The 14,678-nt window shown below is 71.9% G+C and carries 13 protein-coding genes; 3 read left to right on the top strand and 10 right to left on the bottom strand.

Annotated elements, in window-relative coordinates; genetic code table 11:
* Positions 1-8: 8 nt before the first annotated feature.
* The 10 genes from ADL34_RS00715 to ADL34_RS00670 are packed head-to-tail and all read right to left on the bottom strand — an operon-like array spanning position 9 to position 10,449.
* Positions 9-1,532, bottom strand: a complete 1,524-nt coding sequence (locus tag ADL34_RS00715) for an NADH-quinone oxidoreductase subunit N (protein ID WP_062664124.1) — start codon at positions 1,530-1,532, stop codon at positions 9-11.
* Entirely contained in the window at positions 1,529-3,103 is a 1,575-nt protein-coding gene (locus ADL34_RS00710) for an NADH-quinone oxidoreductase subunit M (protein WP_062664127.1), read from the bottom strand. The genes ADL34_RS00715 and ADL34_RS00710 overlap by 4 nt, the downstream gene beginning before the upstream one ends.
* Before the next feature lie 6 nt (positions 3,104-3,109).
* On the bottom strand, positions 3,110-5,104 hold the full coding sequence (locus ADL34_RS00705; protein WP_062664128.1) for an NADH-quinone oxidoreductase subunit L: 1,995 nt from the start codon (positions 5,102-5,104) through the stop codon (positions 3,110-3,112).
* Entirely contained in the window at positions 5,101-5,481 is a 381-nt protein-coding gene (gene nuoK / locus ADL34_RS00700) for an NADH-quinone oxidoreductase subunit NuoK (protein WP_062664130.1), read from the bottom strand. Before nuoK ends, ADL34_RS00705 begins: the two co-directional genes overlap by 4 nt.
* Positions 5,481-6,242: an NADH-quinone oxidoreductase subunit J gene (locus ADL34_RS00695; RefSeq protein WP_063892238.1), complete on the bottom strand. Its 762-nt coding sequence runs from the start codon at positions 6,240-6,242 to the stop codon at positions 5,481-5,483. Before ADL34_RS00695 ends, nuoK begins: the two co-directional genes overlap by 1 nt.
* A complete protein-coding gene (locus ADL34_RS00690) occupies positions 6,239-6,802 on the bottom strand; it encodes a NuoI/complex I 23 kDa subunit family protein (RefSeq protein WP_062664131.1) in 564 nt (187 codons plus the stop codon). Before ADL34_RS00690 ends, ADL34_RS00695 begins: the two co-directional genes overlap by 4 nt.
* A 2-nt stretch (positions 6,803-6,804) precedes the next feature.
* Positions 6,805-7,773: a complex I subunit 1/NuoH family protein gene (locus ADL34_RS00685; protein ID WP_062664132.1), complete on the bottom strand. Its 969-nt coding sequence runs from the start codon at positions 7,771-7,773 to the stop codon at positions 6,805-6,807.
* Complete coding sequence (locus ADL34_RS00680; RefSeq protein WP_062664133.1) at positions 7,770-9,395, bottom strand: NADH-quinone oxidoreductase subunit C; 1,626 nt, start codon at positions 9,393-9,395, stop codon at positions 7,770-7,772. Before ADL34_RS00680 ends, ADL34_RS00685 begins: the two co-directional genes overlap by 4 nt.
* On the bottom strand, positions 9,392-10,036 hold the full coding sequence (locus tag ADL34_RS00675; RefSeq protein WP_062664134.1) for an NADH-quinone oxidoreductase subunit B: 645 nt from the start codon (positions 10,034-10,036) through the stop codon (positions 9,392-9,394). The genes ADL34_RS00680 and ADL34_RS00675 overlap by 4 nt, the downstream gene beginning before the upstream one ends.
* A complete protein-coding gene (locus tag ADL34_RS00670) occupies positions 10,027-10,449 on the bottom strand; it encodes an NADH-quinone oxidoreductase subunit A (protein ID WP_055622584.1) in 423 nt (140 codons plus the stop codon). Before ADL34_RS00670 ends, ADL34_RS00675 begins: the two co-directional genes overlap by 10 nt.
* Positions 10,450-10,796: 347 nt before the next feature.
* Between ADL34_RS00670 and ADL34_RS00665 the strand changes: the two genes are divergently transcribed.
* The 3 genes from ADL34_RS00665 (at position 10,797) to ADL34_RS00655 (ending at position 14,563) form a co-directional block, all read left to right on the top strand.
* Complete coding sequence (locus ADL34_RS00665; RefSeq protein ID WP_062664136.1) at positions 10,797-12,005, top strand: sensor histidine kinase; 1,209 nt, start codon at positions 10,797-10,799, stop codon at positions 12,003-12,005.
* A gap of 124 nt (positions 12,006-12,129) precedes the next feature.
* Complete coding sequence (locus tag ADL34_RS00660; RefSeq protein WP_062664138.1) at positions 12,130-13,491, top strand: sensor histidine kinase; 1,362 nt, start codon at positions 12,130-12,132, stop codon at positions 13,489-13,491.
* 412 nt (positions 13,492-13,903) lie between these two features.
* Positions 13,904-14,563, top strand: coding sequence for a response regulator transcription factor (locus ADL34_RS00655; protein ID WP_283288202.1), 660 nt, complete (start codon positions 13,904-13,906; stop codon positions 14,561-14,563).
* Positions 14,564-14,678 lie beyond the last annotated feature (115 nt).

Here is a 14,678-nt window from a genome sequence, read left to right as displayed (position 1 = left end):
GCCGCGGGTCAGAAGAGCCCGGTGTCGGTGAAGCGCAGGACGAGCTGGGGTGCCCCGGAGAGAGCGACGGCGATGACGCCGGTGAGGGCGATCGCCGCCGTCACCGGCGCGACCGGGAGGTGCCTGGCCTCTTCGCCCTCGGGGGCGCGGAACAGCAGGGCCGTCCACTGGAGGTAGTAGAACAGCGCGATTACGACGTTGACCGCCATCACCACGGCCAGCCAGCCCAGACCCGCGTCGACGGCGGCGGAGAAGACGGTGACCTTGGCGAAGAGTCCGATGATCCCGGGCGGCAGCCCTGCGAGGCACAGCAGGAAGAAGGCCAGGACCAGGGCGGAGAGCGGGTTGCGGGCGTACAGGCCGCGGTAGTCGCTGATCCGGTTCAGGGTCTTCGTACGGCCGACCAGTGCGGCCACCGCGAAGGCGCCCAGGTTCACGGCGCCGTACATGAGCGCGTAGGCCACGGTGGAGCCGATGGACCGCTCGGCGTCTCCGGAGTACGCGGCGGCGGCGATCGGTACGAGGAGATAGCCGGCCTGGCCGACGGAGGACCAGGCGAGCAGGCGTACCGCGCTGTACGCGCGCGTGGCCTGCTGCCGAAGGGCACCGACGTTGCCGACGGTCATGGTGAGCGCGGCGAGTGCGGCGAGCGCCGGGCCCCAGACGTCGGCGTACGACGGCAGCGCGACGACGGTGACGAGGATCAGGCCGGTGAAGCCGACCGCCTTGCCGACGACCGACAGATAGGCGGCGACCGGCAGAGGCGCGCCGACGTAGGTGTCCGGCACCCAGAAGTGGAAGGGCACGGCGGCCGTCTTGAAGGCGAAGCCGACCAGGGTGAGGACGACGCCGGTCTGGGTGAGGGTCTGGAGCTGGCCGTCGACGCCCTGGATGCGGTCGGCGAGCCGGGTGAGGTGGAGGGTGCCCGTCGCGGCGTACACGAAGCTGATGCCCATGAGGCTGACCGCGGTGGCGGTGACCGACGACAGGAAGAACTTCAGGGCCGCTTCGGAGGACCGGCGGTCGCCGCGGCGGAGGCCGACCAGGGCGAACGCGGGCAGCGAGGCGACCTCCAGGGCGACGACGAGGGTCGCCAGGTCGCGGGCGGCGGGCAGCAGCGCGGCTCCGGCGGCGGAGGACAGCAGCAGGAACCAGTACTCGCCTTCTGGCAGGTCCTTCCTGGCGTCCTTCAGAGCGGTGACCGAGAGGAGGGCCGCGAGGAGGGCGCCGCCGAGGACGAGGAACTGGATGACGAGGGTGAAGCGGTCGGCGGTGTAGCTGCACACGTCCGGGGTGCCGGTGAGGCAGAAGGTGGAGCGGTCGCCGTCCAGGAGGGGCAGCAGCAGGAGCGCGGCGGCGGCGAGTCCCGCCACGGACGCCCAGCCGAGCAGTGCCTTCCTGCCCTCGGGGACGAACAGGTCGGCGACGAGGACCGCGAGGGCCACGGCTGCCACGACGGTGGGGGGCGCGATGGCGAGCCAGTCGACGGACTGGACCAGCGACTCGGCGAGGGGCTGGGCCGGGGAGCTCATCGGGTGCCTCCTGCGAGGAGCTGCTGCACGGCCGGGTCGGTGAGGCCGAGGAGGGTCTTGGGCCAGAGACCGGCGACGACGGTGAGGGCGACCAGCGGGGTCCAGGCCGCGAACTCGTAGCTGTGGACGTCGGCGAGTCGCGGGGCGTCCCGCGGGACCGCGCCCATGCACACGCGGCGCACCACGACGAGCAGGTACGCGGCGGTGAGCAGGGTGCCGAAGGCGCCGATCGCCATGAAGGTGAGGAAGGCCGGGCGGCTGAGGCCGGCGGCGGGATCGAACGCGCCGAACAGGGCGAGCATCTCGCCCCAGAACCCGGCGAGGCCGGGCAGTCCCAGCGAGGCGACCGCCGCGAAGGCGAGCAGTCCGCCCAGGCGGGGGGCCTTGCCGTACAGGGCCGCGCCGGTCTCCTCGGCGAGGGTGTCGAGGTCGGTCGTGCCGGTACGGTCCTTCAGCGCGCCGACCAGGAAGAACAGCAGGCCGGTGATGAGGCCGTGGGCGATGTTGGCGAACAGGGCGCCGTTCACGCCGGTCGGGGTCATCGTGGCGATGCCGAGGAGGACGAAGCCCATGTGGCCGACGGACGAGTAGGCGATGAGGCGCTTGAGGTCGCCCTTCGCGCCCTGCTTGGCCAGGGCCAGGCAGGCCAGCGATCCGTAGATGATGCCGACGACGGCGAACGCGGCGAGGTAGGGCGCGAAGTCGGCGAAGCCGTCCGGGGCGATAGGCAGCAGGATCCGCACGAACCCGTACGTGCCCATCTTCAGCAGGACGCCGGCCAGCAGCACCGAGCCCACGGTCGGCGCCGCGGTGTGGGCGTCGGGCAGCCAGCTGTGCAGGGGCCACATCGGCGTCTTGACCGCAAGCCCCAGACCGATCGCCAGAACTGCCACGACCTGCACGGACGCGGTCAGTGACCGGCCGTTGTCAGTGGCGAGTGCCACCATGTCGAACGTGCCCGCCTTGAGGCCGATCAGGAGCAGGCCGAGCAGCATCACGACCGAGCCGAGCAGCGTGTAGAGGATGAACTTCCAGGCGGCCGCGGCCCGGCCGTCGCCGCCCCAGCGGGCGATGAGGAAGTACATCGGGATGAGGACCGTCTCGAAGGCGAGGAAGAAGAGCAGCAGGTCGAGGACGGCGAAGGTGGCGAGGGTGCCGCCTTCCAGCAGGAGCAGCAGGGCGACGAACGCCTTCGGGGTGGGCCCGGAAGGCATCTTGAAGTACGAGTAGAGCGCGCAGAGGAAGGTCAGCAGCGCGGTCAGGACCAGAAGGGGGAGGGAGATGCCGTCGACGCTGAGGTGGATGCGCACGTCGAGTGCCGGGATCCAGCTGATGTCCGTGCTGGCCTGCATCTTCGACGGCTGGTCGTGGTCGAAGCCCAGCGCGAGGACGATCGCCGCGACGAGCACCACGCCGGTCACGGTCACACCGTGCCGGAGCACCGCCTGCTCGGGTGACTTCCCCTTCAGCCTCGGCGGGGCCGGCAGGAGGGCGGCGGCCGCGCCGAGGAGCGGCCCGACGACGATGAACGCCAGAAGGAACTGCATCACGGACTCGTTGATATCGATCACGCCTGCTCACGCTCCCGTGGCGACGAGGACGGCGGCGACCGCGAGGACGACGGTGCCGGCGAGCAGCGCGCTCACATAGGTCTGCACATTGCCGGTCTGGGCGCGCCGCACGGCGATGCCGAGCCAGCGTGGAAGGGCGCCGGCGCCGCGTACGTAGGTGTCGACGACCTCGCGGTCGAGGAACCGGACGAGGGCAGCGCCGCCCTGGACCGGGCGGACGAAGAGCGTCCGATAGACCGCGTCGAGGTGGAAGCCGACGGCGGCGTGGCGGTGCAGCGGGCCGAGCAGCAGCCTGCCGGGGTCCGCCGGGTCGAGTGCGTAGGCCACTCCCCCGTACACGGGCGTGTGACTGGCGATGGCCTCGGCCTCGACCTGTCCGGCGTCGCCCTCGGGGTGCGCGGCGACCGCGCCCAGCGGTACGCCCATGGCCAGCGAGGTCGTGTGCCGCCAGGCCGCGTAGGTGACGATGCCGCCGATGAGGGCGACACCGGTGCCGAGGACGGACGTGGTGAGGGTGGGGGCGAGGTCGTCGCCGTCGAACCAGTCGGGGAGCACGCGGTAGGCGAATCCGCCGACGGCCAGGGAGGGCACGGCCAGCACCCACAGCACCACAGTCATCGTCAGCGGCTGCCTGCCGTGATCGGGGGCCTCGGCGCCCCGGCCGCGGAAGGCGAGCAGCCACAGGCGGGTCGCGTACGCGGCCGTGAGCAGGGCGGTGACCACTCCGGCGATCAGGACGGTCCAGCCCGCGGCGCCGGGGGCGTGTTCGGTGTGGCCGGTGGCGACGTGCTCGGCCGCGCCGAGGACGGACTCCTTGGAGAAGAAGCCGCTGAACGGCGGGATCGCGGCGAGCGCGAGGAGCGCCACGGTCATCGTCCAGAAGGCGTCCGGGACGCGGTCGCGCAGATGGCCCATGCGGGACATGGCGGCCAGCGAATTGGTGCCGGCAGCGTGGATGATCACGCCGGCCGCGAGGAAGAGCAGGGCCTTGAAGGCTCCGTGCGAGAGGAGGTGGAAGACGGCGGCGCCACGGTCGGCGACGGCCAGGGCGCCCGTCATGTACCCGAGCTGGCCGATCGTCGAGTAGGCGAGGACCCGCTTGATGTCGTCCTGGGCGAGCGCGGCCAGGCCGGAGCCGACCATCGTGACGGCGGCCATGACGGCGAGTACGACCATCGCGGCCTGTGAGGCCTCGAAGACCGGAAGGAGGCGGGCTACGAAGTAGACGCCGGCGGCGACCATCGTCGCGGCGTGGATGAGTGCGGAGACCGGCGTCGGACCGGCCATCGCGTCGGGCAGCCAGGTGTGCAGCGGGAACTGCGCCGACTTGCCCGCCACTCCCGCGAGGAGCAGCAGCGCGATGACGGTCGGGTGGTCGAGGCCGCCGCTTGCGACGGTGCCGAGGATCTTCGTGATGCGGAAGGACCCGGCGTCGGTGGCGAGTGCGAACAGGCCGATGAGGAAGGGGACGTCGCCGAGTTTTGTCACCAGGAACGCCTTGATGGAGGCGGCTCGGGCCTCGGGGGTCTCCCAGTAGTGGCCGACCAGGAAGTACGAGCAGATGCCCATGATCTCCCAGCCGACCAGCAGCACCATCAGGTCACCGGAGTAGACGACGAGCAGCATCGCGGAGGTGAACAGGGAGACGAGCGCGGCGTACGACGCGTAGCGGGGGTCCTCGCGGAGGTAGCCCGTGGAGTACACCTGCACGCAGGTCGCGACGACGGTCACGAGTACGACGACGAGCGCGGCGAAGCCGTCGACGTCCAGGGCGAGTTCGATCGGCACCGAGCCGGTGGGCGTGAGCTCGGTGGCGGCGGTGATCGCCTGTCCCCCGCCCTGGCGCAGGGCGACGACAACGGCGAGCACCAGCGACGCGAGGGTGGGCAGGACGGCGAGGGGCCGGGCGAACCCCGGGGTCGTACGGCCCAGGAGCAGGCCGGCCGCGGCACCGAGGAAGGGGAGGAGGGGGACGAGTACGGCGAGGGTGGTCGTGGTCACGCGGTGGCCTCAGCCTTCTCGGCCTGCCCGGCGGCGGGGCTGTCGTGATCGGGGTCGTGGCCCTCGGCGGTGTCGCGGAGCCGATCGATGTCCGAGGTGCCGCGATTGCGGTGGACGGCGAGCACGATCGCCAGGCCGATACCGATCTCGGCGGCGGCGATGGTGATCGTGAAGAGGGTCAGGGCCTGACCGGAGTGCAGGGTGTCCTCGGCGGCCCGGCTGAGCCAGATGTCGAAGGCGACCAGGTTGAGGTTGACGGCGTTGAGCATCAGCTCGACCGACATCAGGACCAGGATCGCGTTGCGGCGGGCGAGGACGCCGTAGAGGCCCGTGCAGAACAGCAGGGCCGACAGCACGGCGGGATAGGCGAGATGCATCAGCGGGCGCCTTCCTGCTCTGCCGGCGTGGTTCCCTCGGACGCTCCCGAACCGGTTCCCTCGGAAGCCCCGTTTCGCCCGATCGGGTGATTACGGGAATCCGGGACGGATGGGGAACTCCCGGTCGCGGCTCCGGAGTTCACAGAGGGAGAGCCCGGCTCGGCCTTCGCCTTGCGGGACAGGACGATCGCGCCGACCAGCGCGGCGAGGAGGAGGACGGACAGGCCCTCGAAGGGGAGGACCCAGTTCTGGAAGAGGCTCTCGCCGGTGGCCTCGGTGGAGCCGGCGGCTGGGCCGTCCAGGTCGATCCAGGTGGTGCGGAAGGCGTCGACGACCACCCAGACGAGCGTGACCGCGGCGACGGCGGCCACCGCCAGGGCGGCCCAGCGGTTCCCGGAGTCGGCGTCCGGGGAGCGGCCGATGGGAGCCCGGGTCAGCATCAGACCGAACAGAAGGAGGACGACGACGGATCCTACATAGATGAGGACCTGCACCCAGGCAATGAACTCGGCCGTCAGCAGGAGGTATTCGACGGCGAGTCCGCCGAGCGCCACCACCAGCCACAGGGCGGCGTGCACCAGCTGCCGGGTGGTGACGGTGACGAGGGCGGCGCCGAAGGTGACCAGGCCGACGAGCAGGAACGTGATCTCGACGCCCGTCGGCGAGAGAAAGCCGTGCGAACCGTTCGACGGGGCCGCGTGAGCGGCCAGGGCGTGGGTGCCGGCCGCGTGGGCGGTGACGGCGGCTGCGGCGAGGCTCACGGCTGTCCCTCCTGAGGGTCCGTCCGCGGTTCAGCCTGAGCGGCCGCCAGCTTCTCGGCCGTCTTGCGGGCGGCGGCGATCTCCTTGGGCTCCTCCGCGCCGGGGTCCAGGGCGGGCGGGGCGGGGACGGTCCACATCCACTCGCGCAGCTTGTCGCGCTCGTGGGTGAGGTCACGGATGTCGGTCTCCGCGTACTCGAACTCGGGGGACCAGAACAGGGCGTCGAAAGGACACACCTCGATGCAGATACCGCAGTACATGCACAGGGAGAAGTCGATGGCGAAGCGGTCGAGGACGTTGCGGCTGCGTTCACGGCCGCCCGGTGCCGCCGGCGGGACCGTCTCCTTGTGGGAGTCGATGTAGATGCACCAGTCCGGGCACTCACGGGCGCACAGCATGCAGACCGTGCAGTTCTCCTCGAACAGGCCGATCACTCCGCGGCTGCGGGGCGGCAGGGCCGGCTGGGTGTCCGGGTACTGCGCGGTGACGGACTTCCTCGTCATCGTGCGGAGGGTGACGGCCAGGCCCTTGGCCAGGCCACTGCCGGGAATGGGGGCCATGACTACTGGATCACCACCTTGACGATGCCGGTGAGGGCGATCTGGGCGAGGGAGAGAGGGACGAGGAGGGTCCAGGAGAGCTTCTGCAGCTGGTCCTCGCGCAGTCGGGGGTAGGTGACGCGCAGCCAGATCACGATGAACGCGAGGACGGCCGTCTTCAGCAGGGTCCAGACCCAGCCGAGACCGTCGGCGCCCCAGGGGCCGTGCCAGCCGCCCAGGAACAGGACGGCGGTCAGCCCGCACAGGACGACGATCCCGGCGTACTCGGCGAGGAGGAAGAGAGCGAAGCGCAGACCGGTGTACTCGGTGTAGGCGCCGAAGATGATCTCCGAGTCGGCGACCGGCATGTCGAAGGGCGGGCGCTGGAGTTCGGCGAGGCCGGCGACGAAGAAGACGATCGCGCCGACGATCTGCCAGGGCAGCCACCACCACTCGAACGCGTCGAGGATGCCGACCAGGGAGACCGTGCCGGCCGCCATCGCGACGGAGGCGGCGGTCAGCAGCATCGGGAGTTCGTAGGCGAGGAGCTGGGCGGCGGTCCGCAGGCCGCCGAGGAGGGAGAACTTGTTGGCAGAGGCCCACCCGGCCATGAGCGAGCCGAGGACGCCCACGCCCATGACCGCCAGGACGAAGAAGATCCCCGCGTCGACGACCTCGCCGACCGCGCCCTCGCCCGGGCCGATGGGGATCGCCAGGAGGACGAGCAGATACGGGAGGAGGGCCACGGCCGGCGCGAGCTGGAAGATACGGCGGTCGGCGCCGGCCGGGACCACGTCCTCCTTCTGCGCGAACTTGACGCCGTCCGCGACGAGCTGGGCCCAGCCGTGGAAGCCGCCGGCGTACATGGGGCCGAGGCGGCCCTGCATATGAGCCATCACCTTGTGCTCCGTCTGGCCGACGAGCAGGGGGAAGGTGAGGAAGACGACGAAGACGATCAGGAGTCGCAGGGTGACGTCGAGTGCGTCGTTCACCGCGGGCCTCCTGCGGGGTCGGTGCCTTCGTCGGGTCGGGGGGCGCGCCGGTCTTCCTGACCTTCCTGGTCTTCCTGGCCTTCCCGGTTCTCCTGGTCTTCCCTGTTCTCCTCGCCTTCCCGGTCTTCCTGGTCGTCCGGGCGGACCCGGCCCTCCTGGCCCTCCCGGTCGTCCTGCTGCTCGCCCTCGGGCTCGGCGGGCTGGGGTTCGGAGGGCTGCCGTTCGGAGGGCTGTGGTTCGACGGGCTGCGGTTCGGAGGGCTGCGGTTCGGCGGGCCGGCGTCCGGTCGGCTTCTCTGCCTCGGGGGACGGTTCCTCGAAGGCCGGGCGGGCGTGGTGCCAAGGGGCGTCCGGGCTGCGCGGAGTCCGGGGGGTGGCGGTGCCGGGGGCTGCCGCGTCCGGGGCAGCCGCGTCCGGGGCAGCCGTCGTACCCGAGGTGGTGGCGTCGTCCGGGGCAGCCGCCGTACCCGAGGTGGTGGCGTCGTCCGGGGCGGCGGCAGCCGTAGCCGGTCCGTCCTCCGGCGCCGGAGCCGGGCCCGGTGCCGGTGTCGCCGGGGCCTGCGCTTCGGGTGCCGGACGCTGCTGGCTGGCCGAGCCCTCCGAGGCGCTGCGGGAGCGCCGGGAGGTGGCCGGGGTGCGCTGGGAGGCCGAGCCCTCGCTCGCGCTCCGGGACCGTCGGGCCGGGGGCGCGGCAGGACCGGGCTCGACGGTCGAGGGCTCGGCAATGCCTGTCTCGGCCGGGGTCTCGGAGGTGCCGGGCTCGGTCGGGGCCTCGGCGGTGGCTGGCTCGGCCGAGGGTCCGGTGCTGCCGGGTGCGGCCTCCGTCGCCGGGGCGGTCTGGCTGGCGGAGCCCTGGGCCGCCGTACGGGTGCGACGGGGCCGGGTGCCGGCGGCGGGAGTGTCACCCGCTGCCGCGCCCGCCGTGCCCGCCACGGCGTCCGGAGTCGTGCCCGCCTGGCTCGCGGAGCCCTCGGCGGCGGAGCGGGTGCGGCGTACGGGGCGTTCTCCGGCGGTGCGTCCCGCGGCCCGGGCCGTGCGGGCCGGGGCGGGCGGGAGCTGGCCCTTCAGCGGGCCCCACTCGTTGGGGTCGGGGACGCCGGGCGGGAGCATCTGGCGGCGCTTCGGGCCGCCGTGCTCGGACTCGCCGGGCTCCTTGGCGCCCGGCCAGGCCTTGGCGACGCGGGCGGCCAGGACGAAGTCCTTGCGGAGGGGGTGGCCCTCGAAGTTCTCCGGAAGGAGGAGGTGGTCGAGGCCGGGGTGGTCGGTGAAGTCCACGCCGAACATCTCGTGCGTCTCGCGTTCGTGCCAGGCGGCGCCGGCGTAGACGCCGACCGCGGAGGGCAGGACGGGCGACTCGTGCGGAACAGTGGTGCGGACGAGGAGACGGCGGATGGGCGCGAGGGCGGCCACGTGGGCGGCGACGCGGAAGCCGGTGCCGGGTTCGTCGACCGCGCTGAGCCAGTCGAAGTAGGTGCAGCCCAGGGAGTCGCGTGCCGTCTCCAGTGCGGTGATCCAGGCCGCCGACGGCACGTCGACCGTGAGGACGTCGTAGGACTCCTCGGCCGTGGCCTCCGGGCCGAACAGCTCCTCGACCGGGGTGGGCAGCCAACCGACCGTCGTCATCGCCCTGCCTCCCCGGCGTCGGTGCCGGCGCCGCCGTCGGCCGCCCGGGTGCCCGGGGTCTCCGGTCCCCGTACCAGGCCGCTCTGGAGGGCGGCCGTGGACGGGCGGTGGGTCGCGTAGCGGTCGCCCAGCGACTCCTGGGCGATCTTCTCCTGGAGCTTGAGGATGCCCTGGAGGAGCGCCTCGGGGCGGGGCGGGCAGCCGGGGACGTAGACGTCGACAGGGATGATCTGGTCGACGCCCTTGGTGACGGAGTAGGAGTCCCAGTAGGGGCCGCCGCAGTTCGAGCAGGCTCCGAAGGAGATGACGTACTTCGGCTCGGGCATCTGCTCGTACAGGCGCTTCACGGCCGGTGCCATCTTGTCGGTCACCGTGCCCGAGACGACCATCAGGTCGGCCTGCCGGGGGCCGGGGGCGAACGGGATCACGCCGAGCCGGATGAAGTCGTGGCGGGCCATCGACGCGGCGATGAACTCGATGGCGCAGCAGGCCAGGCCGAAGTTGAAGACCCAGAGCGAGTAGCGGCGGCCCCAGTTGAGGATGACCTTCATCGGCTCCGGGGCCAGGCGGGAGAGCGCGCCCAGCCGCTTCGGCTCCGGCAGCAGTACCGGCTGCTCGTTGGTGTCTGGCGTCACGTCCATGCCAGGACGCCCTTCTTGTATGCGTAGAGCAGGCCCACGGCCAGGAACCCCAGGAAGACGAACATCTCGACGAGCGTGGTGGCGCCGTAGCCCGGGGCGGCGAAGACCGTCGCCCAGGGGAAGAGGAAGATCGAGTCGATCGCGAAGATCACGTAGAGGAAGGCGTACACGTAGTAGCGGACCTGGGTGTGGGCCCAGCCCTCGCCGACGGGGTCGACGCCGCACTCGTAGGTGAGGAGTTTCTCGGGCGTGGGGACCACGGGACGCAGCAGGCGGCCCGCGCCGAAGGCGACGGCGACGAACAGCACGCCGACGACGGCGAGCAGTCCGACGACCGAGTAGGACTGGAAGTAGTCCGCCGAGACGACGACGTCATACGCATCCGCCGCGACGACGACGGTCTGTTCCGACACGTCCGTCCCTCGCTCCCTGACCTCGTGACCGATGTCCCAGGACCGGGCTTGTCCGACCCGTCCGTCCGGGCCGGTGTCCTGCGACCGTGATCTCGTGAACAGTGCCGTGAACCCCGCTGCCGACGCTGTTCGACGATCTGTACGCACGGGAGTCTAGGCCCTGCTAAAGACACCGTAAGCAGCCCGTCACGCCTCTGGTTCCCATCGGGACGTGAGGACCGTGCCTCACGGGGCGCCGCCACGCTCGTTGCAGGTCCGTGCTTCCGCCCGGAGGTGGGGTTTTCCCCAGGACGCGGAGGCGGTCCACTCCATGGCGCGACGGCGGCGGGCGCGGCACGCTGACCCGTATGACCGAACGCCCTCGCTCCTCCCGCGGCGCCTTTGTGCCCTCCGGGACCACGCAGCCGCCGCTGCCGCCCGTCCGTTTCGCCTACGACCGGCACACCTGGAAGGAGATCGCCCACCTTCTGGCGAACTTCCCGTTGTCGCTGCTGGGCTTCGTCTACGTGATGACGGTGCTGCTCACCGGTGCCGTCCTGACATTGACGGTGATCGGGTTCCCGCTGCTCGCGGCGGGGCTGATGGGTGCCCGGCAGCTGGGCAAGCTGGAGCGGGCACGCGCGCGTGCACTGCTCGGGGTGCGGGTGGACGAGCCGAGCCGGCTGCCGTTGCGCGGCGGGCGGGACGGCTTCTTCCCGCAGCTGTGGCTGGCGTTGAAGGACCCGGTGGGCTGGCGGACGGTCCTGTACGACTTCATCCGGCTGCCCTGGGGCATCCTCACCTTCGTCATCACCCTGACGTCGTTGTTCGTGCTCTGGCCGGTGCTGCCGTTCATCGCGCGAGGCCTGTCGAACGCGGACCGGGCGATGGTGCGCGGCCTGCTGTCGCCCTCCGACGAGCTGGAACGCCGTATCGCCGAGCTGGAGTCGGACCGCGGCGTCGTCGTCGACACGGCGGCCGCCGATCTGCGCCGCATCGAACGGGACCTGCACGACGGGGCGCAGGCCCGGCTGGTCAACCTGGCCATGGGGCTGGGCCTGGCCAAGGAGAAGCTGCTGGAGGACCCCGACGCGGCGGCGGAGATGGTCGCGGAGGCGCACGGCGAGGTGAAGCTCGCCCTCCAGGAGCTGCGTGACCTGGCGCGCGGCATCCACCCGGCGGTGCTGACCGACCGGGGCCTGGACGCCGCCCTGTCCTCGGTCGCGTCGCGGTGCACGGTGCCGGTGAAGGTGACCGTGGACCTGCCGGCCAGACCGGCGGAGGCCATCGAAGGCATCGCCTACTTCACCGTCTCCGAGCTGCTGCAGAACGTCAGCAAGCACAGCGCGGCCGCGTCGGCGTCGGTGGACGTGTGGCGGCGGGCCGACCGGCTGCTCATCCAGGTGCGGGACGACGGGCGCGGCGGCGCGCGTCTGGACGGCGGCACGGGTATGCGCGGACTCGCGGACCGGCTGGGTGCCGTGGACGGGCTGTTCGTCGTCGACTCGCCGGACGGCGGTCCGACGACGGTGACGGCCGAGCTGCCGTGGCGGCCGCGTGCCGCCGCCCAGGGGTAGGGAAAACCCCCCGCTCAAGACGCCGACGGTCTCCATGGTCCGCGGAACCGCGGTCGAGGAGGGTGGAGGTACGACGGCACAGCCCCGGACGGGGCTGACGGGACGAGGAGAACGGACGACGCCGATGGCCACGGACTACGGACAGGGCTACGGGCACGGGCTCGGCTACCCCGAGCGCGGGCTTCCCGAGCACGGCGAGCGGCGGCACCGGCTGCCGGCCGTCCTGCGCGCGCCGTTCGAGGCGCGCAGCTGGCGGGAGTTCGGATACGTCCTGCTGGGGCTGCCGATCAGCATCATGCTGTTCGTGTACGCCGTCACGATGGTGTCGCTGGGCGCGGGCCTGCTGGTGACGTTCCTGGGCGTGCCGGTGCTGGCGGCGGCCCTCGCCGGCTGCCGGGGCTTCGGTGTGCTGGAGCGGACCCGCGCGCGGGCGCTGCTCCACCTGGACGTGGGCGACCCGGAGCCGCTGCGGACCCGCCGGGGCGGTTTCATGGCGTGGATCGGCGCGGTGCTGAAGAGCGGCACGTCCTGGCGGGCGCTGCTGTACGCGGTGGTGAACTTCCCGTGGGCGGTGTTCTCCTTCGCCGTCGCGGTGAGCTTCTGGACGTACGGGTGGGCGCTGCTGACGTATCCGCTGTGGTTCTGGGTCTTCCCGACCTGGACGGGGCAGGACGGTCTGCAGCTGTTCGGCGACGAGACGCACAACATCTATCTCGACAACCCGTTCGAGATCACGGTCACCGCGCTGGTCGGGCTCGTCTTCACCCTGGCGACGCCGTGGATCGTGCGGGCGCTGACGACGGTCGACCGGGTGATGGTGCACGGCCTGCTCGGGCCGTCGCGGCTGGCGACGCGCGTGGTGGAGCTGGAGTCGGACCGCGGGACCGTCGTGGACACGGCCGCCGCCGATCTGCGCCGTATCGAGCGCGATCTGCACGACGGGGCGCAGGCCCGCCTGGTGGCCCTGGCGATGGACCTGGGGCTCGCCAAGGAGAAGCTGACGGACGACCCGCAGGCCGCGGCGAAGATGGTCGACGAGGCGCACGGCGAGGTGAAGACGGCCCTGCAGGAGCTGCGTGACCTGGCCCGAGGCATCCACCCGGCGGTCCTGACCGACCGCGGGCTGGACGCGGCCCTGTCGGCGGTGGCCTCGCGCTGCACCGTGCCGGTGGAGGTCCAGGTCGATCTGGAAGGGCGTCCGGTGCCGGCGATCGAGGGCATCGCCTACTTCACGGTCTCCGAGCTGCTGCAGAACATCAGCAAGCACGCGCGGGCCACCTGGGCGTCGGTAGACGTGTGGCGGGTGGAGAACCGGCTGATGCTCCAGGTCGTGGACAACGGGGTCGGCGGCGCCGACGTGTCGTCCGGCTCGGGCCTCGCGGGGCTCGCGGAGCGGCTCGACGCGGTCGACGGGATCCTCGTGGTCGACTCCCCGAAGGGCGGGCCGACCCGCGTGACGGCGGAACTGCCGTGGCGGACCGTGTAGAGCGGGCCGTGGACCGTACGGAGCGGACCGTGTGCCATGCACAACGGACCGTCGACCGTGCAGAACGGACCGTATAGAAACGTCCCCGCATATCGAGCGGGGAGATGAGCGAGGGATCCGGCTACCGTTGGCGCGGGGCCGGATCCGCCGTGTGACGAGTACGAAGCACCGAGCACCCTCCGCCGGCCGTCCCGAACGGGCGCCCGGCGTCCGCGTGCGCCTCCCCCGGCCGCGCGCGCCCCGAACCGCGTCCGCGAGTTGTCCACAGGCCCGTTGTTCCCGAGGCCGGTTGTCCACAGGCCCCCTGCGAGCGAGCCTCAAGCGGGATACTGAGATCGCGAGGACGTCAGGGCCGGGGGGTTGCTCGGCCGAATCCCAGGGGCACGGGGGGCCGAGGATCGTGGAGGACAGGGTGCGGGTGGTCATCGCCGAGGATTCGGTGCTGCTGAGGGAGGGACTGACGCGGCTGCTGACCGACCGCGGGCACGACGTGGTGGCGGGGGTCGGGGACGGTGCGGCGCTGATCAAGACCATCACGGAGCTGGACGCGCAGGGCGAGCTGCCGGACGTGGTGGTGGCGGACGTCCGGATGCCGCCGACGCACACGGACGAAGGGGTGCGGGCTGCCGTGCAGCTGCGCAAGGCGCATCCCGGACTCGGGGTACTCGTCCTCTCGCAGTACGTGGAGGAGCGGTACGCCACCGAGCTGCTGGCCGGCTCCAGCCGCGGGGTCGGCTATCTGCTGAAGGACCGCGTGGCGGAGGTCAGGGAGTTCGTGGACGCCGTGGTGCGGGTGGCCCAGGGGGGTACGGCCCTCGACCCGGAGGTCGTCGCCCAGCTGCTGGGCCGCAGCCGCAAGCAGGACGTGCTCGCCGGGCTCACCCCGCGCGAGCGGGAGGTGCTCGGGCTGATGGCGGAGGGCCGGACCAACTCGGCGATCGCCCGGCAGCTGGTCGTGAGCGACGGAGCCGTCGAGAAGCACGTCAGCAACATCTTCCTCAAGCTCGGGCTGTCCCCGAGCGACGGGGACCATCGGCGGGTCCTCGCGGTCCTCACCTATCTGAACTCCTGATCGAACTCTGACGCGGCCCGTCGGCCCACGCCGATACGGCCGACCATGCCGATCCGGCCGACCCACTCCCATCCGGTCGGCCCGCGCCGATCGTCCGGCCGGCCCACTCCGGGCG

This window comes from Streptomyces sp. NRRL WC-3605, assembly GCF_001509795.1.
GTDB lineage: Bacteria > Actinomycetota > Actinomycetes > Streptomycetales > Streptomycetaceae > Streptomyces > Streptomyces viridochromogenes.
This window is presented reverse-complemented; position numbering and strand designations above follow the sequence as displayed.

Coding starts and splice junctions, on each gene's coding strand:
- ADL34_RS00715 (WP_062664124.1), bottom strand. CDS start 1,532: ATGAGCTCCCCGGCCCAGCCCCTCGCCGAGTCGCTGGTCCAGTCCGTC.
- nuoK (WP_062664130.1), bottom strand. CDS start 5,481: ATGCATCTCGCCTATCCCGCCGTGCTGTCGGCCCTGCTGTTCTGCACG.
- ADL34_RS00690 (WP_062664131.1), bottom strand. CDS start 6,802: ATGGCCCCCATTCCCGGCAGTGGCCTGGCCAAGGGCCTGGCCGTCACC.
- ADL34_RS00680 (WP_062664133.1), bottom strand. CDS start 9,395: ATGACGACGGTCGGTTGGCTGCCCACCCCGGTCGAGGAGCTGTTCGGC.
- ADL34_RS00675 (WP_062664134.1), bottom strand. CDS start 10,036: ATGGACGTGACGCCAGACACCAACGAGCAGCCGGTACTGCTGCCGGAG.
- ADL34_RS00665 (WP_062664136.1), top strand. CDS start 10,797: ATGACCGAACGCCCTCGCTCCTCCCGCGGCGCCTTTGTGCCCTCCGGG.
- ADL34_RS00660 (WP_062664138.1), top strand. CDS start 12,130: ATGGCCACGGACTACGGACAGGGCTACGGGCACGGGCTCGGCTACCCC.